Genomic DNA, 19341 nt, shown 5'->3' with positions numbered 1-19341 from the left:
TATGCCTTTTATTATTGCTGAAATAGCTCAAGCACATGATGGTAGTTTAGGTACTGCTCATGCATATATTGATGCATTGTCTAAAACAGGTGTGCATGCTATAAAGTTTCAAACGCATATTGCTGAAGCAGAAAGCAGCATTTATGAACCTTTTAGAGTTAAATTTTCAAAGCAAGATAAAACACGTTTTGACTACTGGAAGCGTATGGAATTTACCTTAGAGCAGTGGAAAGAATTAAAAGCACATTGCAATGAAGTAGGATTAGAGTTTATGAGCTCTCCCTTTAGTAATGCTGCTGTTGATGTGTTGGAAGAAGTTGGCGTAGATAGATATAAAATAGGTTCTGGCGAAGTCACTAATTTTTTACTATTAGAAAAAATTGCACAAACCAAAAAACCTGTAATTTTATCTTCAGGCATGAGTTCATATAAAGAACTAGATAATGCTGTAGACTTTTTAAAATTAAAGGATGTTGAGTATTCTATTTTGCAATGTACAACTTCATATCCAACACAACCAGAACAATACGGACTTAATGTTATTTGTGAATTAAAAAAAAGATATAATGTTCCTGTTGGTTTTTCAGATCATTCTGCTAAACTAGAGACTTGTGTTGCTGCAGTTGCTTTAGGAGCAGAAATACTTGAGTTTCATGCAGTATTTAATAAACAGCAATTTGGACCAGATGTAACATCATCGTTAACTATAGACGATATAAGTGCATTGGTAACTTCTGTAAATAATATTGAAAAAGCATTACAGCATCCAGTTAATAAAAACGATAATTCATCATTTAAAGACTTAAAGTCTATTTTTGAGAAATCGTTAGCTATAAATAAAGATTTAAAAAAAGGACATGTGCTTACTTTTGAAGATTTAGAAGCAAAAAAACCAGCTGATAAAGGCATTGCTGCAACTTATTTTAATTCTATTATTGGTAAAAAAATTAATAGAGATCTGCAGCAATGGGATTTTTTAACACAACAAGATTTAAATGAATAAACGTAAAATTTGTGTGGTTATAACTGCAAGACCTTCTTACAGTAGAGTAAAAACTGCTTTAAAAGCTATTCAAGCGCATCCAAAACTAGAATTGCAACTCGTGGTAGCTGGTTCTGCTTTGTTAGATCGCTATGGTAATGCAGTAAATTATATTGAAGATGATGGTTTTGTGATTAATGAAAAGGTGTTTATTGTGTTAGAAGGCGAGAACAAAACCTCAATGGCTAAAACCACTGGATTAGGAGTTATGGAGCTTTCAAATACCTTTTATAATCTAAAACCAGATGCTGTTGTGGCTATTGCTGATCGTTTTGAAACCATTGCAGTATCTATTGCAGCGTCTTATCAAAATATACCATTAGTGCATATTCAAGGAGGAGAAGTAACTGGTAATATTGATGAGAAAGTACGTCATGCAAATACAAAATTAGCTGATATACATCTTGTTGCTTCAGAAGAAGCAAAAACACGTGTTTTAAAAATGGGAGAAGACGAAGATTTTGTATTTAATACTGGATGTCCTTCTATCGATATAGCTTATGAAGTGAGTCGTAATCCGAAATTAGATTTCAACCCTATTGATAAATATGGGGGCGTTGGTAAAAAGATAAATTGGCAAGACGGTTATATTGTTGTAATGCAACATCCTGTAACCACTGAATATGACCAAGCACGCGAGAACGTTTATAATACTTTAAAAGTAGTTCACGAATTAGGAATTCCTGCATTTTGGTTTTGGCCTAATGTAGATTCAGGAGCTGATGGAACTTCAAACGGAATTCGGTCTTACCGAGAAGAATATCAGCCAGAAAACATTCATTTTTTCAAAAATATGATTCCAGAAGATTTTTTGCGTTTGCTTTGTAACAGTAAATGTTTAGTAGGAAATTCTAGCGTTGGTATTAGGGAATGTGCTTTTTTAGGTGTGCCTGTAGTGAATATTGGTACACGACAACACGGAAGAGCTCGTGGTGAAAATGTTATAGATGTGTCTTATGAAAAAGATGCCATTAAAAATGGAATACTAAACAGAATACAAACAGAAAATAGAATTGCAAAAGACACTATTTATGGTAATGGTGATTCAGGTGAAAAAATAGCAGATATTTTAGCAACTATAGAGTTGAGGTATCATAAAACCATTATGTATTAATGACCATTTTAGGCATTATACCAGCAAGAGGAGGTTCAAAATCGATTCCTAAAAAAAACATTAAGGAGTTAGATGGAAAACCTTTATTGCAATATACTTTAGAAGCTACTAACAATTCTAAATTATTATCTCGAGTTATTTTAAGTTCTGATGATGATGAGATTATTTCTATTGCTAAAAACTTAAAAGTAGATGTTCCTTTTAAAAGGCCTTCGCATCTCGCTGAAGATGCTTCACCAACGTTACCAGTTATTCAACATGCACTTCAGTTTTTTAAATTTCAAAACATTCATTTTGATGCTGTTTGTTTATTGCAAGTTACCAGCCCTTTTAAAACAGGTGATTTTATTGATGCTTCTATAAAAAAATTTATTGAAAGTGATTGTGATGCTTTGATTTCTGTTCAAAAAGTACCAGCCGAATATAATCCTCATTGGACTTTTAAAGCTAATGAAGAAGGGTTTTTAAACTTAACAACCAACGATAAGCAAATTATTAGTAGACGTCAAGATTTACCAACGGTTTATCACAGAGATGGATTAATTTATATTACAAAAACTAGCGTTTTATTAGAACAAAATTCAATCTACGGAAATAAAATAGCATATATTGAGTCGCCTGAAGAAGGTCAAATCAATATAGATACTATGGACGATTGGCATAAAGCTGAAGCTTATTTGAAATCTAAACAGAAATAATATGTGTGGCATTGCAGGACTTGTAGGTCATGAAAATTATGAGTTTCCACTGCAAGCTATGTTGCAATCACAAGTGCATAGAGGTCCAGATTTCACAGGTATTTACTATGATAAAAATTTTGCAGCACTTGGTCATAACCGATTGTCAATTATAGATTTATCTTCACAAGCAAACCAACCCTTTACAGATTATTCAAAACGGTATTATATCGTTTTTAATGGTGAAATTTATAATTATCTCGAATTAAAGGAAACATTAAAAAACGAGTATGATTTTAAAACTCAATCTGATACAGAAGTACTCCTGGCATTATATATTAAATACGGCAAATCGTGTTTAAACATGTTAAATGGTATGTTCTCGTTTGCTATTTGGGATACTAAAGAGAAAACTTTATTTGCAGTTAGAGACCGTTTTGGTGTTAAGCCGTTTTATTACCATCACAATGCAAGTACATTTGTTTTTTCAAGTGAGATAAAAGCCATTCATAAAAGCGGTGTAAATAAAAAGCCAAATCAAAATATTTGGAATCATTATTTTATAAATGGCAGTTATGGTTTACCAAATGAAACGTTCTGGGAAGATATATATCAACTTCCTGCAGGGCATTTTTTAGAACTTAAAAACGGAGATTTAACCATTACAGAATGGTATGATTTTGTTGATCAAATCGCAAAACATCCACAGATAAACAACTACAGCGAAGCTAAAGAAATATATAGCAGTTTGCTTTTTGATAGCGTAAAATTACGTTTTAGAGCAGATGTTCCTGTCGGATTTAATATAAGTGGAGGATTAGATAGTTCGGCTTTATTGGCTTTAGTTAATCAATCACAGGTTAACACTAATAAAATTGAAGCATTTACTTTTTATACTAATGATGAACGATATGATGAGTTGCCTTGGGTAAAACAAATGATAAGTCATTATAACAATCCATTAAATGAAGTATTATTAGTAGCTAAAGAAGTTCCAGAATTATCAAACTTTATAAGTGATTTTCAAGATGAACCTTTTGGCGGAATCCCAACTTTAGCGTATTCCAAATTATTTAAAACTGCCAAGAATAAAGGCATAAAAGTATTGCTAGATGGTCAAGGTATGGATGAGCAATTAGCAGGTTATGATTACTATTCATCAAATTTACAAGCAACTATTCAAGGAGTTACTGAAAGCCCATTCAAGCCTCAAATTATTAATGTAACAAGTAGTGATGAGATTGTAAAACATCAATACCCAAAGCCATTTAATAATAACGTACAGAATTTACAGTATAGAGATTTATTTTATACTAAAATTCCGAGAGCATTACGTTTTAACGATAGAGTTTCTATGGCATATTCTACAGAGTTAAGAGAACCATTTTTAGATTACCGATTGGTAGAATTTGGTTTTTCACTTCCAATAGAATTCAAAATAAAAGGCCAACAAAATAAACGCATTTTACGTGATGTGATATCTAAATATGTGCCGCAATCTATATCTTATGCGCCAAAACGACCATTGCAAACGCCACAACGTGAATGGCTGTCTGAAGACTTAAAAGAGTTTGTTGAGATGCATATAAATAAAATCAAATCTAGTAACTATGCGTCATGGTTTAATATGGGTGAGATTGATAAAGAGTGGAACTCATATTTAAAAGGAAACAATCAGTCTAGTTTTCATATATGGCAATTGGTAAATTTCTCACTGTTATTGTCCTGATTTTGCTTTAAAATGTAGTTAAAAACAGTATCTTTAAATTTTTAAAAGCTGTTGAAATTATAATTATAAAGCATCCAAAATTTGCAAGTAAAAACATCTAAAATAGCATTGGTCATTACAGATGGTGTAGGCTTTAGAAATTACATAATGAGTGATTTTTTACAAGAAGCAAAACACCAATTTCAAGACATCATCATTTTTTCTGGATTACCAAAATCATGTTTTGAAGGATTTAATGTAGATAATTGCACTATTGAAGAGCTTGAAGACTTTAGAGAACCTTCAAAAACATGGTTTTTCAGGAAGTTAAAAGAAGTAGCTCATTTGCAAAATCATAAAAAAAATAATTTCGGAATACGAGATAATTTAAGAGGAAACTATCCAAAATCTAATAGCAAAAGAGGTGTTTTAACAAAACTAATTTTTGCTTGGACTTACTTTTTTCATTCAGAAAATTGGATAAATATCTATAATAGATGTCAACAAAAAACATTTAAAAATAATGTAACCACAAAACGTTATATAGCACTTTTAAAAACGCATAGTCCAGATATAGTTTACTTTACACACCAACGTCCACCATATATTGCTCCATTAATTTATGCTTCAGAGCAAACACATACTAATACTGCAACATTTATTTTTAGTTGGGATAATTTGGCTTCAAAAGGTCGAATGAGTGGTAATTTTAATTACTATTTTGTTTGGAGTCATTTAATGAAATCGGAACTTTTAGAGTTTTATAAAACCATTACTGAAAATCAGATTAAGGTAGTTGGTACACCACAGTTTGAGCCTTACGTTTTAGATAGATATAACTCAACAAAAAAGACTTTTTTTGAAAAGTTTGATTTAGATGAAACTAAACAGACTATCTGTTATAGCTGTGGAGATGTGTCTACAAGTAAAAATGATGATTTATACATAAAAACCATAGCTGAAGCTATTAAACAAAATACAATAAAAAGACCTGTTAATTTATTAGTGCGAACATCACCTGCTGAAGAACCTACTCGTTTTATGCATTTAAAAGAAGAGTATCCTTTTATTAAATGGAACTGCCCTAAATGGAAGTTAACACGCGATGGACATCAAGAAACGTGGTCGCAACGTATTCCTACAATTGAAGATATTACAGATTTAAAAAGTGTGTTGGAATATACAGATATTTCAATAAATATGTGCTCAACTATGAGTTTAGATGCTATGTTTTTTGATAAACCAGTAATTAACCCTGTTTTTGGAAATAAAGAGAATGGATTATACGACGATCAGCGATTTTTAAAATTTCAACATTATAAGCGTGTTGCTGAAAGTGGAGCAGTTGCCATTGTAAAAGATGCTGTATCTTTAATAAATGAGATTAATTCTTCATTGCAAAACCCTAATAAGCGACTAGAAGCTCAAAAGCAATTGCTCGATTTACAAATTAGCCATCCATTAAAAAACACAGGAAAACGTATAGCCACAATAATTAAAGAATGCATAAAGTAAAACGTATAGCAGTAATTTGTAACTATCAATTAAAAGCAAATAGAATTGGTAGTATGGATCGCTTTTTTTTAGCTTTTGATGAGGCTTGTAAAAAAAGAGGTTATACTGTTGATTGGTTTTTTCCGAAGTCTGAACAATTAGAGATTTATAATAGTGTGAGTGTTTTTTCAGACGATAAAAGTAATATTGAAGGTCTTTTTTTGAATCACATATATAGCAATAAGGTCGAATATGATTATGTGTATACACATTTCATTGAATTATTTACTTCCTTTTATAAAACAGTAAAAAGCGAACTTAATTGTAAAGTATTTGCTGTAGACCACATGTCTAGACCATTAGATGGATTTCCATTAAAAAAAAGGATAAAAAGAAAATTAAAATATTTAATTAACAATAAAAGTATTGATAAGATTATAGCTGTAAGTGAGTATATAAAAAATCAAAATTTAAAAGATTATAGCTCTAATTTAGAAAATAGAACAGACGTCATTTATAACGGAATCCAAACAGAATTATACCAAGTAAGAGAACAAGAAAAAAGAGATAATCTAGTTAGTTATAGATTTATTGTAGTTTCTCATTTAGTGTATGAAAAAGGAATTCAAGATTTAATTTTAGCGCTAACCAAACTAAATAAAACTACTTTAGAAAACATTACAATTGATGTTTTTGGAGAAGGTATTTATAAATCTACATTAACAGATTTAGTACATAAATATAATTTAGAAAGCACAATTAATTTTAAAGGAAGTGTAGATAATTTGTATGCTTTGTATAAAGCGTACGATTATATGATTCAACCAACATATATGGAAGCCTTTAGTTTATCAATATTAGAAAGTTTGTGTTGTAATGTGCCTGTAATTACTACAACAGTTGGTGGAAATGTAGAAATTGTAAAAGATGGTACTAATGGCTATTTGTTTAAAGCTAAAGATGTTAATGCACTTCAAAGCATAATAACTCAAATTTGTAATGATAAAATTAGTTTGTTAAACAATTCGTTTTCATCAAAAATTAGAGAGCAATATGCCTTAAAAACAATGGTTGATAATTATTTAAAACTCGTATAATGCACATAGGTTTTTTAACATCTGAATATCCACATGCTAATTTAAAACCTTCAGGAGGTTTAGGGACTAGCATAAAAAATTTGGCTGTTGGTTTGTCTAATTCTGGAGTTAAAGTGACTGTGTTTGTAGCATATCAAAATCAAGATGATATTTATAATGACCAAGATGTTAAAATTGTGAGCATTAAAGCTGTTAAGCATGCTATTTTTGGATGGTATAACGAGCGTAAACGAATTCAGAAAATTATTCAAAAAGAAATAGATAAAGAAAGAATTCAGCTAATTGAAGCGCCAGATTGGACTGGTATTTCTGCTTTTATGAAATTTACAGTTCCTATAGTTATACGCCTTAATGGAAGCGATGCTTACTTTTGTAAACTTGATGGCAGAACACAAAAATTTAAAAATTTTGTATTAGAAAAAACAGCGTTAACAAGTGCGCAAGAAGTAGTGTCTGTAAGTACGTTTACTGGAGAGTTAACCAAAAAGATATTTAGTTTAAAGCATCATATAAAAACAATTCATAACGGAATTGATGCCAATCAATTTTCACCTATTGAATCCCATATTAATGAAGGTCAATTGCTTTACTTCGGAACTATTATTCGCAAAAAAGGAGTTTTAGAATTAGCAGAAGCATTTAATTTAGTAGTTATAAAAAATGAAAAAGCAAATTTGCTTTTATTGGGTAAAGATGCCATTGATGTATTCACCAAAACATCTACAATAGAGTTGTTTTATAATCTTTTAACTCCTGAAGCTAAAACAAAAGTAAAACACATAAAAGAAGTGCCATATCACGAGATTAAAAACTATATAAGCAAGGCAAATATTGTGGTTTTACCAAGTTTTGCTGAAGCGTTTCCGATGACTTGGTTAGAGACATTAGCGATGGAAAAAGCTTTAGTGTCTTCAAATATTGGTTGGGCAAATGAACTTATGGTTGATAATAAAACTGGTTTTACTGTAAGTCCAAAAAACCATAAAGAGTTTGCTGAAAGAATTATTGAGTTATTAAATGATAAGCAATTATGTGAATCTTTTGGCAAAGCAGGAAGACAACGCGTTATCGAAAAATTTTCTGCTGAAAAAATCACAAATCAGAATATAGAATTTTATAAAGCTGTAATTAATAAATGATTGTAATTACACATAAACAGAATAAAGTTGTTAGTGTTTTAGATTATACTTCAAAAAAGACTATAAATATCTCAACAAGTAAGTTGGTTGAGGCTTTTTTTGAAGTAGCAAAAGCTAATTATAACAGGCTCATTGTTTGGTGTCATGATGATTTGAAAGTAGCAATAAATGAAGAAGAAATCATTGCTGTTTTTCATCATAAACTTATTATGGCTTCGTTTGAGGTCAGAAATTCATATTGCATTGATAAACGAATAGGTTATGTAGAATCGTCACCTTTTATAAAAGTGAATAAGAATGTTAATTATCCAACATGGTTAATGAGTAGTTGTATTGGAGGCATTTATGCAGAAGCGTTATTACAATTCAAACACAAAGATTTTAAACATCAAACTTTTGATTTTGTGTTAAATTCAATCGCCAAATCAGGAATAAAAAACGGATTGTTTTGTTACTCTTCACCAAAACTTTTAAAGCCTAATTCAGTTGTTTTAGAGTCTATAAAACCTTCAACTTATGAGTTGTTTAAGTTTATAAAATGGCATTATAGATCTCGTTGGGCATTATTAACGTTATTCAATAGTATGATTTATGAAAAACGTTTTTTGATACTACCATATTTATCATCTTTTTTTACTTCTGGTAGTATATCTAACCCAAATTTTAAGGATGTTGAGGTTGTTTCAGCTAAAAGGTACAATCCTAATTTTGATATAGATGTCGTAATTCCAACAATTGGAAGAGCAACTTTTTTATACGATGTGTTACAAGATTTAGCAAGTCAAACACTATTGCCTAAAAATGTAATTATTGTAGAGCAAAACCCTGATGCTAATAGTAAATCAGAACTAGATTTTTTAACTACCAAAGCATGGCCATTTAAAATTAAGCACAGTTTTATTCATCAAACAGGTGCTTGTAATGCTAGAAATACAGCTTTAAAACAAGTAGAGTCTGAATGGGTGTTTTTGGCAGATGATGATATTCGTTTTGATAACCTAACTATAGAGAAAGCTTTAAATTCTATTAGTGTTTTAGGTGTTAACGCAGCAACTTTAAGCTGCTTAAAAGAAGGAGAAAAAGAGAAGAATACTACTATTAAGCAGTGGCATACATTTGGCTCTGGATGTAGTATTATTTGTAATGAAATTGCAAAGCGAATAGCATTTGATATTGCCTACGAACACGGTTTTGGAGAAGATGGCGATTTCGGAATGCAACTACGAAATCTTGGAGACGATATAGCATATCTTCCTCAAGTGCATTTAGTACACTTAAAAGCGCCAATAGGAGGTTTTAGAGCACCTTTTATTCAACCTTGGCAGAATGATGAAGTTCAGCCAAAACCTTCACCAACTATTATGCTATACAATTTGAAACACCAAACCGATTTTCAAATTAAAGGCTATAAGACATTACTGTTTTTTAAATATTTTAAATTGCAGAGTAATAAAAACATTGTTTCTTACTTTTCTCAAATGAGAGAAAGATGGAAATCTAGTGAGAAGTGGGCAAATCAATTAAAAGCTAAAACTAGTATATGACATTTACATTAATAGTTTGTACATATATGCGACCAAAACCTCTATTGGATTTATTAAATTCAGTAAAAGAGCAGTCGTTGTATCCAAATCAAATTATTATCGTTGATGGCTCTACTAATGATGAAACAAAATACATTTTAGAGCAAAATATTTTTGAAAATTTAATCTATTTTAAGGTTGATGAAACTCAAAGAGGTTTAACCAAACAACGCAATTTTGGAATATCTAAAGTGAACAAAGTCATTAATGTTGTTTGTTTTTTAGATGATGACATTATTCTAGAAGCCAATTACTTTAAAAACTTAATAAATACTTATACTGAAAATCCTCAAACTGTTGGAGTAGGTGGCTATATAACTAATGAAGTGAAATGGTATAAAGCAAATAGTAATAATACAAAAGCTGTTCAATTTTGTTATGATAATTGGTGTAGAGACGAACCTAGTCGATTTAAAATAAGACAAAAATTAGGGTTGGTTGCTGATGATAAACCAGCATTTATGCCTGACTACTCTCATGGTCGATCAGTTGGGTTTTTACCTCCATCAGATAAAACATATGAAGTAGAATTATTTATGGGAGGTGTTTCTTCATATAAAAAAGAAGTATTCGAAGATATTAAGTTTTCATCTTATTTTGAGGGTTACGGACTTTACGAAGATGCTGATTTTTGTTTAAGGTTATCAAAGTATGGAAAACTCTATGTAAACACATCTGCTAAATGTGAGCATTATCATAATGCTTTGGGTCGACCAAATATGTTTAAGTATGGTAAAATGGTAATAAGAAACGGTTGGTATGTTTGGCGAGTTAAATATCATAAACCTGATTTAAAAGCGAGACTAAAATGGAATTTAACTGCTCTACTTTTAACCTTAATAAGATTTAGCAACGTATTAAATTCATCAAATAAAAAAGATGCATTTTTTGAAGGTATTGGAAGAGTTTACGGTTGGTTATCTTTACTAACAAATAAGCCTAAAATTGCACGATGAGGTTTCTAATTATTTCATATATACAACACCATGAAAAGGATAATTTATATTATGCTTACGAACCTTATGTAAGAGAAATGAACCTATGGTTAAAACACGTTGATGAGCTAGAGGTTGTTGCGCCAATTAGTCTTCAAACGAAGATGGGTACAGATATAGCATATCAGCATCCTAATATTGAATTTAGTGCTATTTCTGCACTTAATTTCACAACTTTTTTTAATGTGATAAAATCGGTTGTTAAAATCCCTAAGGTGATGATTCAAATTTATAAATCGTGCAAAAGAGCAGATCACATTCATTTGCGTTGTCCAGGAAATATAAGTTTGTTAGGATGTATGGTTCAAATAGCATTTCCTTCAAAACCTAAGTCAGTAAAATATGCAGGAAACTGGGACCCAAAGGCAAAACAACCTTTGAGTTATAAATTCCAAAAATGGCTATTAAGTAATACGTTTTTATCCAAAAACATTGAAGTATTAGTTTATGGTGAATGGAAAGGCCAATCAAAAAATATAAAACCTTTTTTTACAGCTTCTTTTAGTGATTCAGAAATAAATATGCCTTTAGATAGAGACTATAAAAATGATTTAAAGTTTTTGTTTGTAGGTAATTTAGTTGAAGGAAAGCAACCAGATGTGGCTATAAAAATTATCGAAAAATTATATTCACAAGGTTATAAAGTAACTTTAGATGTATATGGAGATGGTGCATTACGACAAGATTTAGAAACATATCTGAGTAGTAAAAACATTAGTGATATAATTAATTTTAAAGGTAACGTTGAATTAAGCAATGTGAAACAAGCAATGCAAAAATCACATTTTTTAATTTTACCATCAAAATCTGAAGGCTGGCCAAAAGTGATTGCAGAAGCTATGTTTTTTGGCACAATACCAGTTTCAACTAATATCTCTTGTGTACCTTACATGTTAGATTATGGTAATAGAGGCATTTTAATTTCTGACGATATTGATGAAGCAGTTAAAACAATATCAAAAACTATACAGGATGTAGATTTAAATGCAATGGCTAAATTAGCTTCAAAATGGTCTCAAGAATATACTTTAGAACGATTTGAATCGGAAATTATTAAAATTTTAAAGATATGAAAGTTCTGCAATTAATAGATTCATTAGAAGCTGGTGGTGCAGAGCGTATGGCTGTTAACATTGCCAATATTATGGTTGACCATACTCAAGGGTCTTTTTTGTGTGCCACAAGAGCTGAAGGAATACTATTTAATGCTATTGATAATCGTGTAGGTTATTTGTTTTTAAATAAAAAAAACAAGCTAGATGTTAGAGCAATTAGAACATTAATGAGATTTGTAAAAGACAACAATATAGATGTTATTCACGCACATTCTACATCATTTTTCTTGGCAACAATAATTAAAATGTTTAATAAGAATGTAAAAATTGTTTGGCATGATCATTATGGAAACAGTGAGTTTTTACAACAACGTAAGCATAAGGTATTACAGTTTTGTTCTATTTATTTTAGCCATGTTATTAGCGTAAATCAAACCTTGAAACAATGGTCAGAATCTCATCTTAATTGCAAGAAGGTTTCTTATATAAGCAACTTTGTAGTTAATGAGAAAACAAATGATAAAGTAACACAATTAGAAGGTGAGAGTGGCTATAGAATAGTGTGTTTAGCAAATTTAAGGCCTCAAAAAGACCACTTCACACTGTTAAAAGCATTTAATGATATTGTAAAAGAACAACCAAAATGGACATTGCATTTAGTTGGTAAAGATTTTGAAGACGATTATTCTATTGGTATAAAACAAGCTATTCAAGATTTAAATTTAAATACTTCGGTTTTTATATATGGAAGTAAAAAAGATGTGCAATATATACTTAGCCAAGCAGAAATAGGTGTGCTTTCGTCAAAATCTGAAGGATTACCACTTTCATTATTAGAGTATGGTTTAGCATCATTAGCTGTTGTAGCTACTAATGTTGGTAATTGTGATGAAGTTATAAACAATGACAAAGTTGGCATTTTAGTAGAAGCAAATAATTATGTGACTTTAAAAAAAGGATTACTTTGCTTTATAGAAAACATTGAAATTAGAAAAAAATCAGCAAGTGAATTGCACCAAAGAATTGTAAACGAATTTTCATCAAACCAAATAAGTAAAAAATTAGTTGATATTTACTCAAACATTTAGAGTAAGACCGCATAATGGATAAGCAGGAATTATTAAATAAGAGATTAAATTTAATCATAGGGCCTTTATATGTTAAGGTAACTATGTATTTAATGGTAGTTTCTTTTTTTTATAATTTACCTGTTACAAATTATAGTTTAAAAGGATCAAATGAGATTAGGTTATATGATGTTTTAGGGATTATAATTTGTTATTTGTATATCAAGAATTTTGGCGTTTTAAATTACTACATAAAGCAGAAGCTTAATTTTAAGTTCTTAAATCACTTTCTTATTTGGTCGGCTATTACTTTAATTTTCACAGGGTTGTTTAGCATTTTTTTAAATCGTCCTATGTGGCTGTTGCAGTCTATATTGTATTATTATCACTTTTTTGTTTTTTTCTTATATGCAGTTTTAGTTTCAGTTTTTGTGATGAAATACAAAAATTTTAAAGCTATTGTTTATATACTTTTAATTCTAATTATTGGTGAGTCATTGTTAGTTATTGCACAAAACTCTGGTATTGTCCCTTTTTTATGGAATGACAGATATAAAATGTCTTATTTAGGATTTCTATCTGGTACACTCGGACCAAATAAGATTGTGTTAGGAATGACTATGTTTATATCTTTTGCAGTAAGTCTGGGTATATATTTGCAAAAGCAGCTTAAGATTAATAAAATTTTATTGCTTTCAGCAATAACGTTAAGTGGAACAGTACTAGTTATTACTGGGTCTAGAACATCTTATTTAGCACTTATAGTTTTTGCAGCTTATTTTTTAATAGCAAATACTCGAAAATTTATTTCAGTTTCTGTAGTGTTTTTAATTATTGTCATGACAGCTATATCTTTAAATTTAGAAGTTGTTGAAATGGCTCAAAAAGTGTTTGATGATAGAATTACAAATAAAATAAGTGATCCTACTGTATTGAGTGAGAACTCTGTTGATGTGGACCAATTGTATGAAGATTTGGGTTCAGGAAGAAAGGAATTAGCAGCATCATATACTAAATATTTAATAGAGCGACCATATATAATTCCTTTAGGTATTGGGTTTAACAATAGGTTACTTATTGGGTTTTCTGCACACAACATTTATTTAAGTTTAATCAATGAAGTTGGTCTGCTAGGTCTTATCTTGTATTTAAGGTGGTTGGCCTCTTATTTTTTATTAAATTTAAACAGAACAAAATACTTAAAAATGGCTTTACATGGATTGGTGTTAGCCATGTTAGTAACGCTTTATTTTGGTGAACATTTGTATGTATACAGACCATTATTTGGATTATTAGGATTCTTTTTATTGGCAACAGTTTTATTAACAGCACCTAGATTTTATTATAAAAAATGACAGATCATATTAAAAATTATAAAATAGCAGTTGTTATACCTTACTATAATGCAGATGGTCATATAGCAAAGGTGGTTGATAAACTTCCAGATTTTGTTTCTAAAATTTATCTTATTGATGATTGTAGTAGTCAATCAATAACTCTGCAAAGCTTAGGAAAAGTTAATAATGTTGAAAAAATAAAGTTAATAACAAACACTAAAAACCTTGGAGTTGGAGGTGCTTCAAAAGTTGGTTTTTTAATGGCAATAGAAGACAAAATGGATTTTGTTGTTAAAGTTGATGCAGATGACCAAATGGACTCTAACTATATTAAGGATCTTATAAATCCTTTAATACAGAGCCAAGCTGAGTATGCCAAAGGTAATAGGTTTAGAGATTTTAATGCCTTAAAACAAATGCCTTTTATTAGAAAACTTGGTAATCTTATCCTTTCATTTTTAACAAAAGCAGCAACAGGATATTGGAATAATTTTGATCCTACTAACGGTTTTTTTGCGGTGAAAGTTGATGTGCTTAAGATGCTAGATTTTAAGAATATTTCAGACAGATATTATTTTGAAACGTCATTAATATCTGAATTATATTTCCAAAATGCTCGAATAAAAGATATTGCTATGCCAGCAATTTATGGAGATGAACAATCTAATATGAAGGTTTGGAAAATGCCTTTTGTGTTTTTTCCTAAGCTCTGTAAAACCTTTTATAAACGACTTTTAAAAACCTATTTCTTATACGATTTTAGTATGTCTTCAATTTACTTGCTTTTAGGCTTGCCTTTGTTTGTATTTGGTGTAGTTTATGGTTTATATAATTGGTGGTTTTATGCTTCACATTCTATTTTAGCTCCAACAGGAACAATAATGCTAGTAACATTAAGCATTATATTAGGGTTTCAATTATTGTTGCAAGCAATTCATTATGATATTTTAAGAGCTCCTAAAGCAGACTAGATGCTAAACACATTTAAGCATAAAGTATTATTTGTATGTATTATAAATCTAATTATAGGTTTTGCATACTATTTAAACTATTCAGATGCTACATATAGTATGTTGTCTTCTGATATTCAAAATATAATCCCAGTTGCACAAAAGTTTGATAATCAAGAACTTTTTAAAAACGATTTATACCTCAATAGTATAGATAATGTTAGGTACTATACACCTTTTTATGTGCAATCTTTACGTTTTGTAGCAAATTTTACAAATCAGGATTATGTTCAAGCTTTAAATGTTATTGGTTTTATTTTTCATATTCTATTTGGTGTTTTATGGTTTTTCTTGCTTTATAAGTTTACAGACAATTTTTGGGTATCACTCATTATATCAATTTTAATTCGTGGACTAATTTGGCTTCCTGGATATGAGATTTGGGGTATTACTGGACTTTGGTCAATAATGCCAAGAACTTTATATATAGCATTAATGCCTTTACCATTTTTGTTTCTTTCCAACAAGTTTAGAAGCTTGTTACTTGGTGCTTTTTTTGCAGGTTTGATATTTAATTTTCACCCAATTACAGGATTAGGAGGTATACTTTTATTTTGTGTTTTACTTTTATGTATTGCTGTTTTTTATAACGAAAAAGAATTAGTTACAGTTAAGAATATATTCTTTGTTTTTATCGCAATAGGTATTGGGATGTTGCCATTTATATATTCATATTTTGGAAAAACAGAAAGTTCGCTTACTTACGATTTACAATTATATAACAACGCTTTTAATGAAAGAATACCATTGGTTTTTAGTGAACCTATTCAGTTTTTAAAACAATGGCTGCAATTAAAAACATTGTTTTTTTTACTACCTCTTTTTGGCTATTTGTTTGTGTCTAGAAATGATATTGAACATTTTAAAAAAGCTAAAACACTAGCTTTATGCACACTTTTATTAATAATAATTCCTTCATTAAGTGTTTATATTGAAAACTTTATAAACTCTACTTTTGGTTTAAACTTAAGAATGTCATTCCAGCTTATAAGAATGCAAAAAGTTGCTATTGTACCAAGTTATTTTGCTATAGCATTTTTACTCGTTTTTGTACTATCAAAATCACAAAAGCTAAAAACCTTATTGCCTTATGTTTTTGTCTTTTTTATTAGCCTATTGGTAATTTGTAAAGCTCCAATGTTTAATAAAATACCATTTGTAGGTGATGATTTAATGCGATGCATTTTACCAAACAATATTAGTGTAGGTTCAATTGATGAGAAGAGGTTGAGTGATTATGATAATATGGCAGAATTTGTCTCAAAAAACATACCTGCAAATGCAGTTATTTATGGCAGTCATTTTTTTAGAGGAGCTACAAAAAGAGCAGTTGTATTAGATTCAAAAGGAGCTTCAATGATAATTGAAGGAAACCCAATTCAATTTATAAAATGGTATGAAGACGTTATAAAACTTGAAGAGTTGACTACTGAAGAAGAAAAAATTCAATTTTTAAAGCAGTTAAAAGTTACTCATATAATCACAACTAAAACCTACCAAACATTAAGCGTTATACATAGCGAACATGCTTTAAAACTTTATAAAATAGAATGAAGCATATTTTGTACATAGGTAATAAATTAAATTCTACTAAAACAAATACAACAAGTATTGAGGTTCTAGGAAGATTGTTAGAGAATGAGAAATATACTGTTGCTTATTCGTCTAGTTATCAGAACAAATTTGTTCGATTTTTTGATATGATTTTTAGTGTTATTAAATCTAGAAGTAAAGTAGATGTCGTATTAATTGATGCATATAGCACGCAAAACTTTTATTATGCGCTTGTTGTTAGTCAGTTATGTAGATTTTTTAAATTGAAATATATACCAATACTTCATGGTGGGAATTTACCTAACCGATTAAAAAACAATCCAAAATTAAGCAGACTAATTTTTAGTAAATCATACATAAATATTTCACCTTCATTATATCTTAAAAAGGCATTTGAAGATTTTGGTTATACAAATACAACTTACATTCCTAATGCTATTGAAATTGAAAAATATAGCTTCAATAATAGGATTATTCAAACGCCAAAAATATTATGGGTTCGATCTTTTAAAGAGATTTATAACCCTCAAATGGCAATACGAGTATTAAAAAACTTAAAAAATGATGGAATTGACGCTTCGTTGTGTATGGTTGGACCAGATGGTGGCTTGTTAAAAGAAGTAAAACAGTTGGCAGAACAATTGCAGGTAAATGTGAAATTTACAGGGAAACTAACAAAAGCTGAATGGATTAATTTATCTAAAGATTACAACGTGTTTATAAACACAACTAATTTTGATAATATGCCTATTAGTGTTATCGAGGCAATGGCTTTAGCATTACCAGTAGTATCAACTAATGTAGGTGGAATTCCATTTCTTATTAAGCATGAAAAACAAGGTATTTTAGTTGAGCAAAATAATGAGCAAGAAATGGCTAATGCTATTAAATATCTTATTGATAATAAATCAAAAACAGAAGACATTGTCAAGAATGCAAGACAGAATGTTGAGCAATTTAGTTGGAATAATGTAAAACAACTTTGGTTTGATGTGTTATAACTAAATTATATCTAACACTATTTATAACTTGTTATATTTGTGTAACATAATATAAGTCTGAAAACTTCAAACATGAACAGAAAAAAGGGTATCCATTTTGAGATTTCTGAGCGTAAAGTTCTGCTTCGTGTATTTGATATCTTTGTTGTTTTATTAGGACTATATGTTTTAGGATTGTTTTTTGACTTTGAATACTTAGTTATAGAAAAAACTAATTATTTACCAATATTAGTTCTTGTTATTTATTTAGCACTATTTGGTACAATATTCGAGTTATATGATCTTCAAAAATCGAGTAAAATAGATGTTACGTTTAGAAACATTGTTTTAGCATCTTCAACTACAGTATTATTCTATTTACTTACACCTGTTTTAACTCCCTTTTTACCAGAAAACAGATTACAAATAGTATACTTTTTCCTAACCATAATCTTATCCATTTTTTTATGGAGAGTTGCATATATGACTTTTATTTCTTCACCTAGATTCTATAAAAGAGTTTTACTGGTTGGAGAAATTTCTCATGTTGAGCATATAGTAAAAGTATTAAATCAATCAGACCCTAATTATAAAATAATAGGCTTTATAAACTGTGAAAAAGAAGCCTTAGATCCTATTAAATTTAAGGGCTTAAAAGAGTTTGAACCAGAACAGTTACTTAATGTTATTTCAAAATTTAAAATTTCTGAAGTATTAGTAGCTAGTTACAATTCAGAAACTATTACACAGGATATTTATCATGACCTTATTACACTGCTGGAAAAAGGATTTACTATTCGCGAATACACGCAGGTTTATGAAGAAATTACTTATAGAGTGCCAATACAGTTTGTGGGTAAAGATTTTTATAAATATTTCCCTTTTAGTCGAAGTAACCAGAATACACTTTATCTATTTTTTCATCGTTTGTTTGATGTGATTTTTTCAGTTTCAGGACTTGTTTTTGGAATCCTAATTTTACCACTAATCCTAATAGGAAACCTTATAGGCAATAGAGGTCCATTGTTTTATATACAGGAACGTATAGGAAAAAACGGTAAACCTTTTAAGATTGTTAAGCTAAGAAGTATGGTAATTAATGCTGAAGTAAATGGTGCAAAATGGGCTCAGAAAAACGATTTAAGAGTAACAGCATTTGGGCGTTTTTTGAGACGCTCCAGAATTGATGAAATTCCGCAATTTATTAATGTGTTAAAAGGTGATATGAGTATAATTGGGCCAAGACCTGAGCGTCCATTTTTTGTAAATGAATTATCAAGAGTTATCCCTTTTTATGAAACACGAAATATTATAAAACCTGGTTTAACAGGTTGGGCACAAGTTAATACCAGATATGGTTCTTCAGTTGATGATAGTTTAACCAAGCTTCAATACGATTTGTATTATATAAAACACCGAAGTTTGTTTTTAGATATTAATATTATAGTAAAAACCTTGAGTACTATTTTGTACTATCGTGGGCAGTAAA

16 protein-coding genes are annotated in these 19341 nt (G+C 29.7%); all 16 read left to right on the top strand.

Features of this window, described 5'->3' with window-relative positions; genetic code table 11:
* Position 1 precedes the first annotated feature (1 nt).
* Positions 2-1003: an N-acetylneuraminate synthase family protein gene (locus IEW41_RS02230; protein ID WP_188604708.1), complete on the top strand. Its 1002-nt coding sequence runs from the start codon at positions 2-4 to the stop codon at positions 1001-1003.
* Positions 996-2156: a UDP-N-acetylglucosamine 2-epimerase gene (gene neuC, locus IEW41_RS02225; RefSeq protein ID WP_188604707.1), complete on the top strand. Its 1161-nt coding sequence runs from the start codon at positions 996-998 to the stop codon at positions 2154-2156. The genes IEW41_RS02230 and neuC overlap by 8 nt, the downstream gene beginning before the upstream one ends.
* On the top strand, positions 2156-2854 hold the full coding sequence (locus IEW41_RS02220; RefSeq protein ID WP_188604706.1) for an acylneuraminate cytidylyltransferase family protein: 699 nt from the start codon (positions 2156-2158) through the stop codon (positions 2852-2854). Before neuC ends, IEW41_RS02220 begins: the two co-directional genes overlap by 1 nt.
* A 1-nt stretch (position 2855) precedes the next feature.
* A complete protein-coding gene (gene asnB / locus IEW41_RS02215; protein ID WP_188604705.1) occupies positions 2856-4562 on the top strand; it encodes an asparagine synthase (glutamine-hydrolyzing) in 1707 nt (568 codons plus the stop codon).
* Between the two features lie 81 nt (positions 4563-4643).
* The gene (locus IEW41_RS02210) at positions 4644-6056 is read left to right on the top strand and encodes a glycosyltransferase family protein (RefSeq protein WP_229660144.1); all 1413 of its coding nucleotides are present in this window, start codon (positions 4644-4646) and stop codon (positions 6054-6056) included.
* A complete protein-coding gene (locus IEW41_RS02205; RefSeq protein ID WP_188604704.1) occupies positions 6044-7132 on the top strand; it encodes a glycosyltransferase family 4 protein in 1089 nt (362 codons plus the stop codon). The genes IEW41_RS02210 and IEW41_RS02205 overlap by 13 nt, the downstream gene beginning before the upstream one ends.
* Positions 7132-8271, top strand: a complete 1140-nt coding sequence (locus tag IEW41_RS02200; protein WP_188604703.1) for a glycosyltransferase family 4 protein — start codon at positions 7132-7134, stop codon at positions 8269-8271. Before IEW41_RS02205 ends, IEW41_RS02200 begins: the two co-directional genes overlap by 1 nt.
* Complete coding sequence (locus tag IEW41_RS02195; RefSeq protein ID WP_188604702.1) at positions 8268-9815, top strand: glycosyltransferase family 2 protein; 1548 nt, start codon at positions 8268-8270, stop codon at positions 9813-9815. The genes IEW41_RS02200 and IEW41_RS02195 overlap by 4 nt, the downstream gene beginning before the upstream one ends.
* Positions 9812-10810 carry a glycosyltransferase family 2 protein gene (locus IEW41_RS02190; protein WP_188604701.1) on the top strand — a complete coding sequence of 333 codons (999 nt, stop codon included), beginning with the start codon at positions 9812-9814 and terminating at the stop codon, positions 10808-10810. Before IEW41_RS02195 ends, IEW41_RS02190 begins: the two co-directional genes overlap by 4 nt.
* Positions 10807-11922, top strand: a complete 1116-nt coding sequence (locus IEW41_RS02185) for a glycosyltransferase family 4 protein (RefSeq protein ID WP_188604700.1) — start codon at positions 10807-10809, stop codon at positions 11920-11922. Before IEW41_RS02190 ends, IEW41_RS02185 begins: the two co-directional genes overlap by 4 nt.
* Positions 11919-12992: a glycosyltransferase gene (locus tag IEW41_RS02180; protein WP_188604699.1), complete on the top strand. Its 1074-nt coding sequence runs from the start codon at positions 11919-11921 to the stop codon at positions 12990-12992. The genes IEW41_RS02185 and IEW41_RS02180 overlap by 4 nt, the downstream gene beginning before the upstream one ends.
* A gap of 413 nt (positions 12993-13405) precedes the next feature.
* Entirely contained in the window at positions 13406-14326 is a 921-nt protein-coding gene (locus tag IEW41_RS02175; RefSeq protein WP_188604698.1) for an O-antigen ligase family protein, read from the top strand.
* Positions 14323-15279, top strand: a complete 957-nt coding sequence (locus IEW41_RS02170; protein ID WP_188604697.1) for a glycosyltransferase family 2 protein — start codon at positions 14323-14325, stop codon at positions 15277-15279. The genes IEW41_RS02175 and IEW41_RS02170 overlap by 4 nt, the downstream gene beginning before the upstream one ends.
* Positions 15280-16872 carry a putative glycosyltransferase family protein gene (locus IEW41_RS02165; protein WP_188604696.1) on the top strand — a complete coding sequence of 531 codons (1593 nt, stop codon included), beginning with the start codon at positions 15280-15282 and terminating at the stop codon, positions 16870-16872. It abuts the gene before it with no gap.
* Positions 16869-17873 (top strand): glycosyltransferase family 4 protein, encoded by a 1005-nt coding sequence (locus IEW41_RS02160; RefSeq protein WP_188604695.1) that lies wholly within the window; start codon positions 16869-16871, stop codon positions 17871-17873. Before IEW41_RS02165 ends, IEW41_RS02160 begins: the two co-directional genes overlap by 4 nt.
* A 72-nt stretch (positions 17874-17945) precedes the next feature.
* Positions 17946-19340: an exopolysaccharide biosynthesis polyprenyl glycosylphosphotransferase gene (locus IEW41_RS02155; protein WP_188604694.1), complete on the top strand. Its 1395-nt coding sequence runs from the start codon at positions 17946-17948 to the stop codon at positions 19338-19340.
* Position 19341 lies beyond the last annotated feature (1 nt).

The sequence above is a fragment of the Aquaticitalea lipolytica genome (assembly GCF_014641635.1).
Taxonomy (GTDB): Bacteria; Bacteroidota; Bacteroidia; order Flavobacteriales; family Flavobacteriaceae; genus Aquaticitalea; species Aquaticitalea lipolytica.
Note: the sequence above shows the minus strand (reverse complement) of the source record. Positions and strands in the feature narration are given on the sequence as shown.

What these genes read in the sequence shown, in the direction of transcription:
- IEW41_RS02165 (WP_188604696.1), top strand. Translation starts at nt 15,280, where the DNA reads ATGCTAAACACATTTAAGCATAAAGTATTATTTGTATGTATTATAAAT.
- asnB (WP_188604705.1), top strand. Translation starts at nt 2,856, where the DNA reads ATGTGTGGCATTGCAGGACTTGTAGGTCATGAAAATTATGAGTTTCCA.
- neuC (WP_188604707.1), top strand. Translation starts at nt 996, where the DNA reads ATGAATAAACGTAAAATTTGTGTGGTTATAACTGCAAGACCTTCTTAC.
- IEW41_RS02205 (WP_188604704.1), top strand. Translation starts at nt 6,044, where the DNA reads ATGCATAAAGTAAAACGTATAGCAGTAATTTGTAACTATCAATTAAAA.
- IEW41_RS02220 (WP_188604706.1), top strand. Translation starts at nt 2,156, where the DNA reads ATGACCATTTTAGGCATTATACCAGCAAGAGGAGGTTCAAAATCGATT.
- IEW41_RS02175 (WP_188604698.1), top strand. Translation starts at nt 13,406, where the DNA reads ATGAAATACAAAAATTTTAAAGCTATTGTTTATATACTTTTAATTCTA.
- IEW41_RS02200 (WP_188604703.1), top strand. Translation starts at nt 7,132, where the DNA reads ATGCACATAGGTTTTTTAACATCTGAATATCCACATGCTAATTTAAAA.
- IEW41_RS02190 (WP_188604701.1), top strand. Translation starts at nt 9,812, where the DNA reads ATGACATTTACATTAATAGTTTGTACATATATGCGACCAAAACCTCTA.
- IEW41_RS02230 (WP_188604708.1), top strand. Translation starts at nt 2, where the DNA reads ATGCCTTTTATTATTGCTGAAATAGCTCAAGCACATGATGGTAGTTTA.
- IEW41_RS02195 (WP_188604702.1), top strand. Translation starts at nt 8,268, where the DNA reads ATGATTGTAATTACACATAAACAGAATAAAGTTGTTAGTGTTTTAGAT.
- IEW41_RS02180 (WP_188604699.1), top strand. Translation starts at nt 11,919, where the DNA reads ATGAAAGTTCTGCAATTAATAGATTCATTAGAAGCTGGTGGTGCAGAG.
- IEW41_RS02160 (WP_188604695.1), top strand. Translation starts at nt 16,869, where the DNA reads ATGAAGCATATTTTGTACATAGGTAATAAATTAAATTCTACTAAAACA.
- IEW41_RS02170 (WP_188604697.1), top strand. Translation starts at nt 14,323, where the DNA reads ATGACAGATCATATTAAAAATTATAAAATAGCAGTTGTTATACCTTAC.
- IEW41_RS02155 (WP_188604694.1), top strand. Translation starts at nt 17,946, where the DNA reads ATGAACAGAAAAAAGGGTATCCATTTTGAGATTTCTGAGCGTAAAGTT.
- IEW41_RS02185 (WP_188604700.1), top strand. Translation starts at nt 10,807, where the DNA reads ATGAGGTTTCTAATTATTTCATATATACAACACCATGAAAAGGATAAT.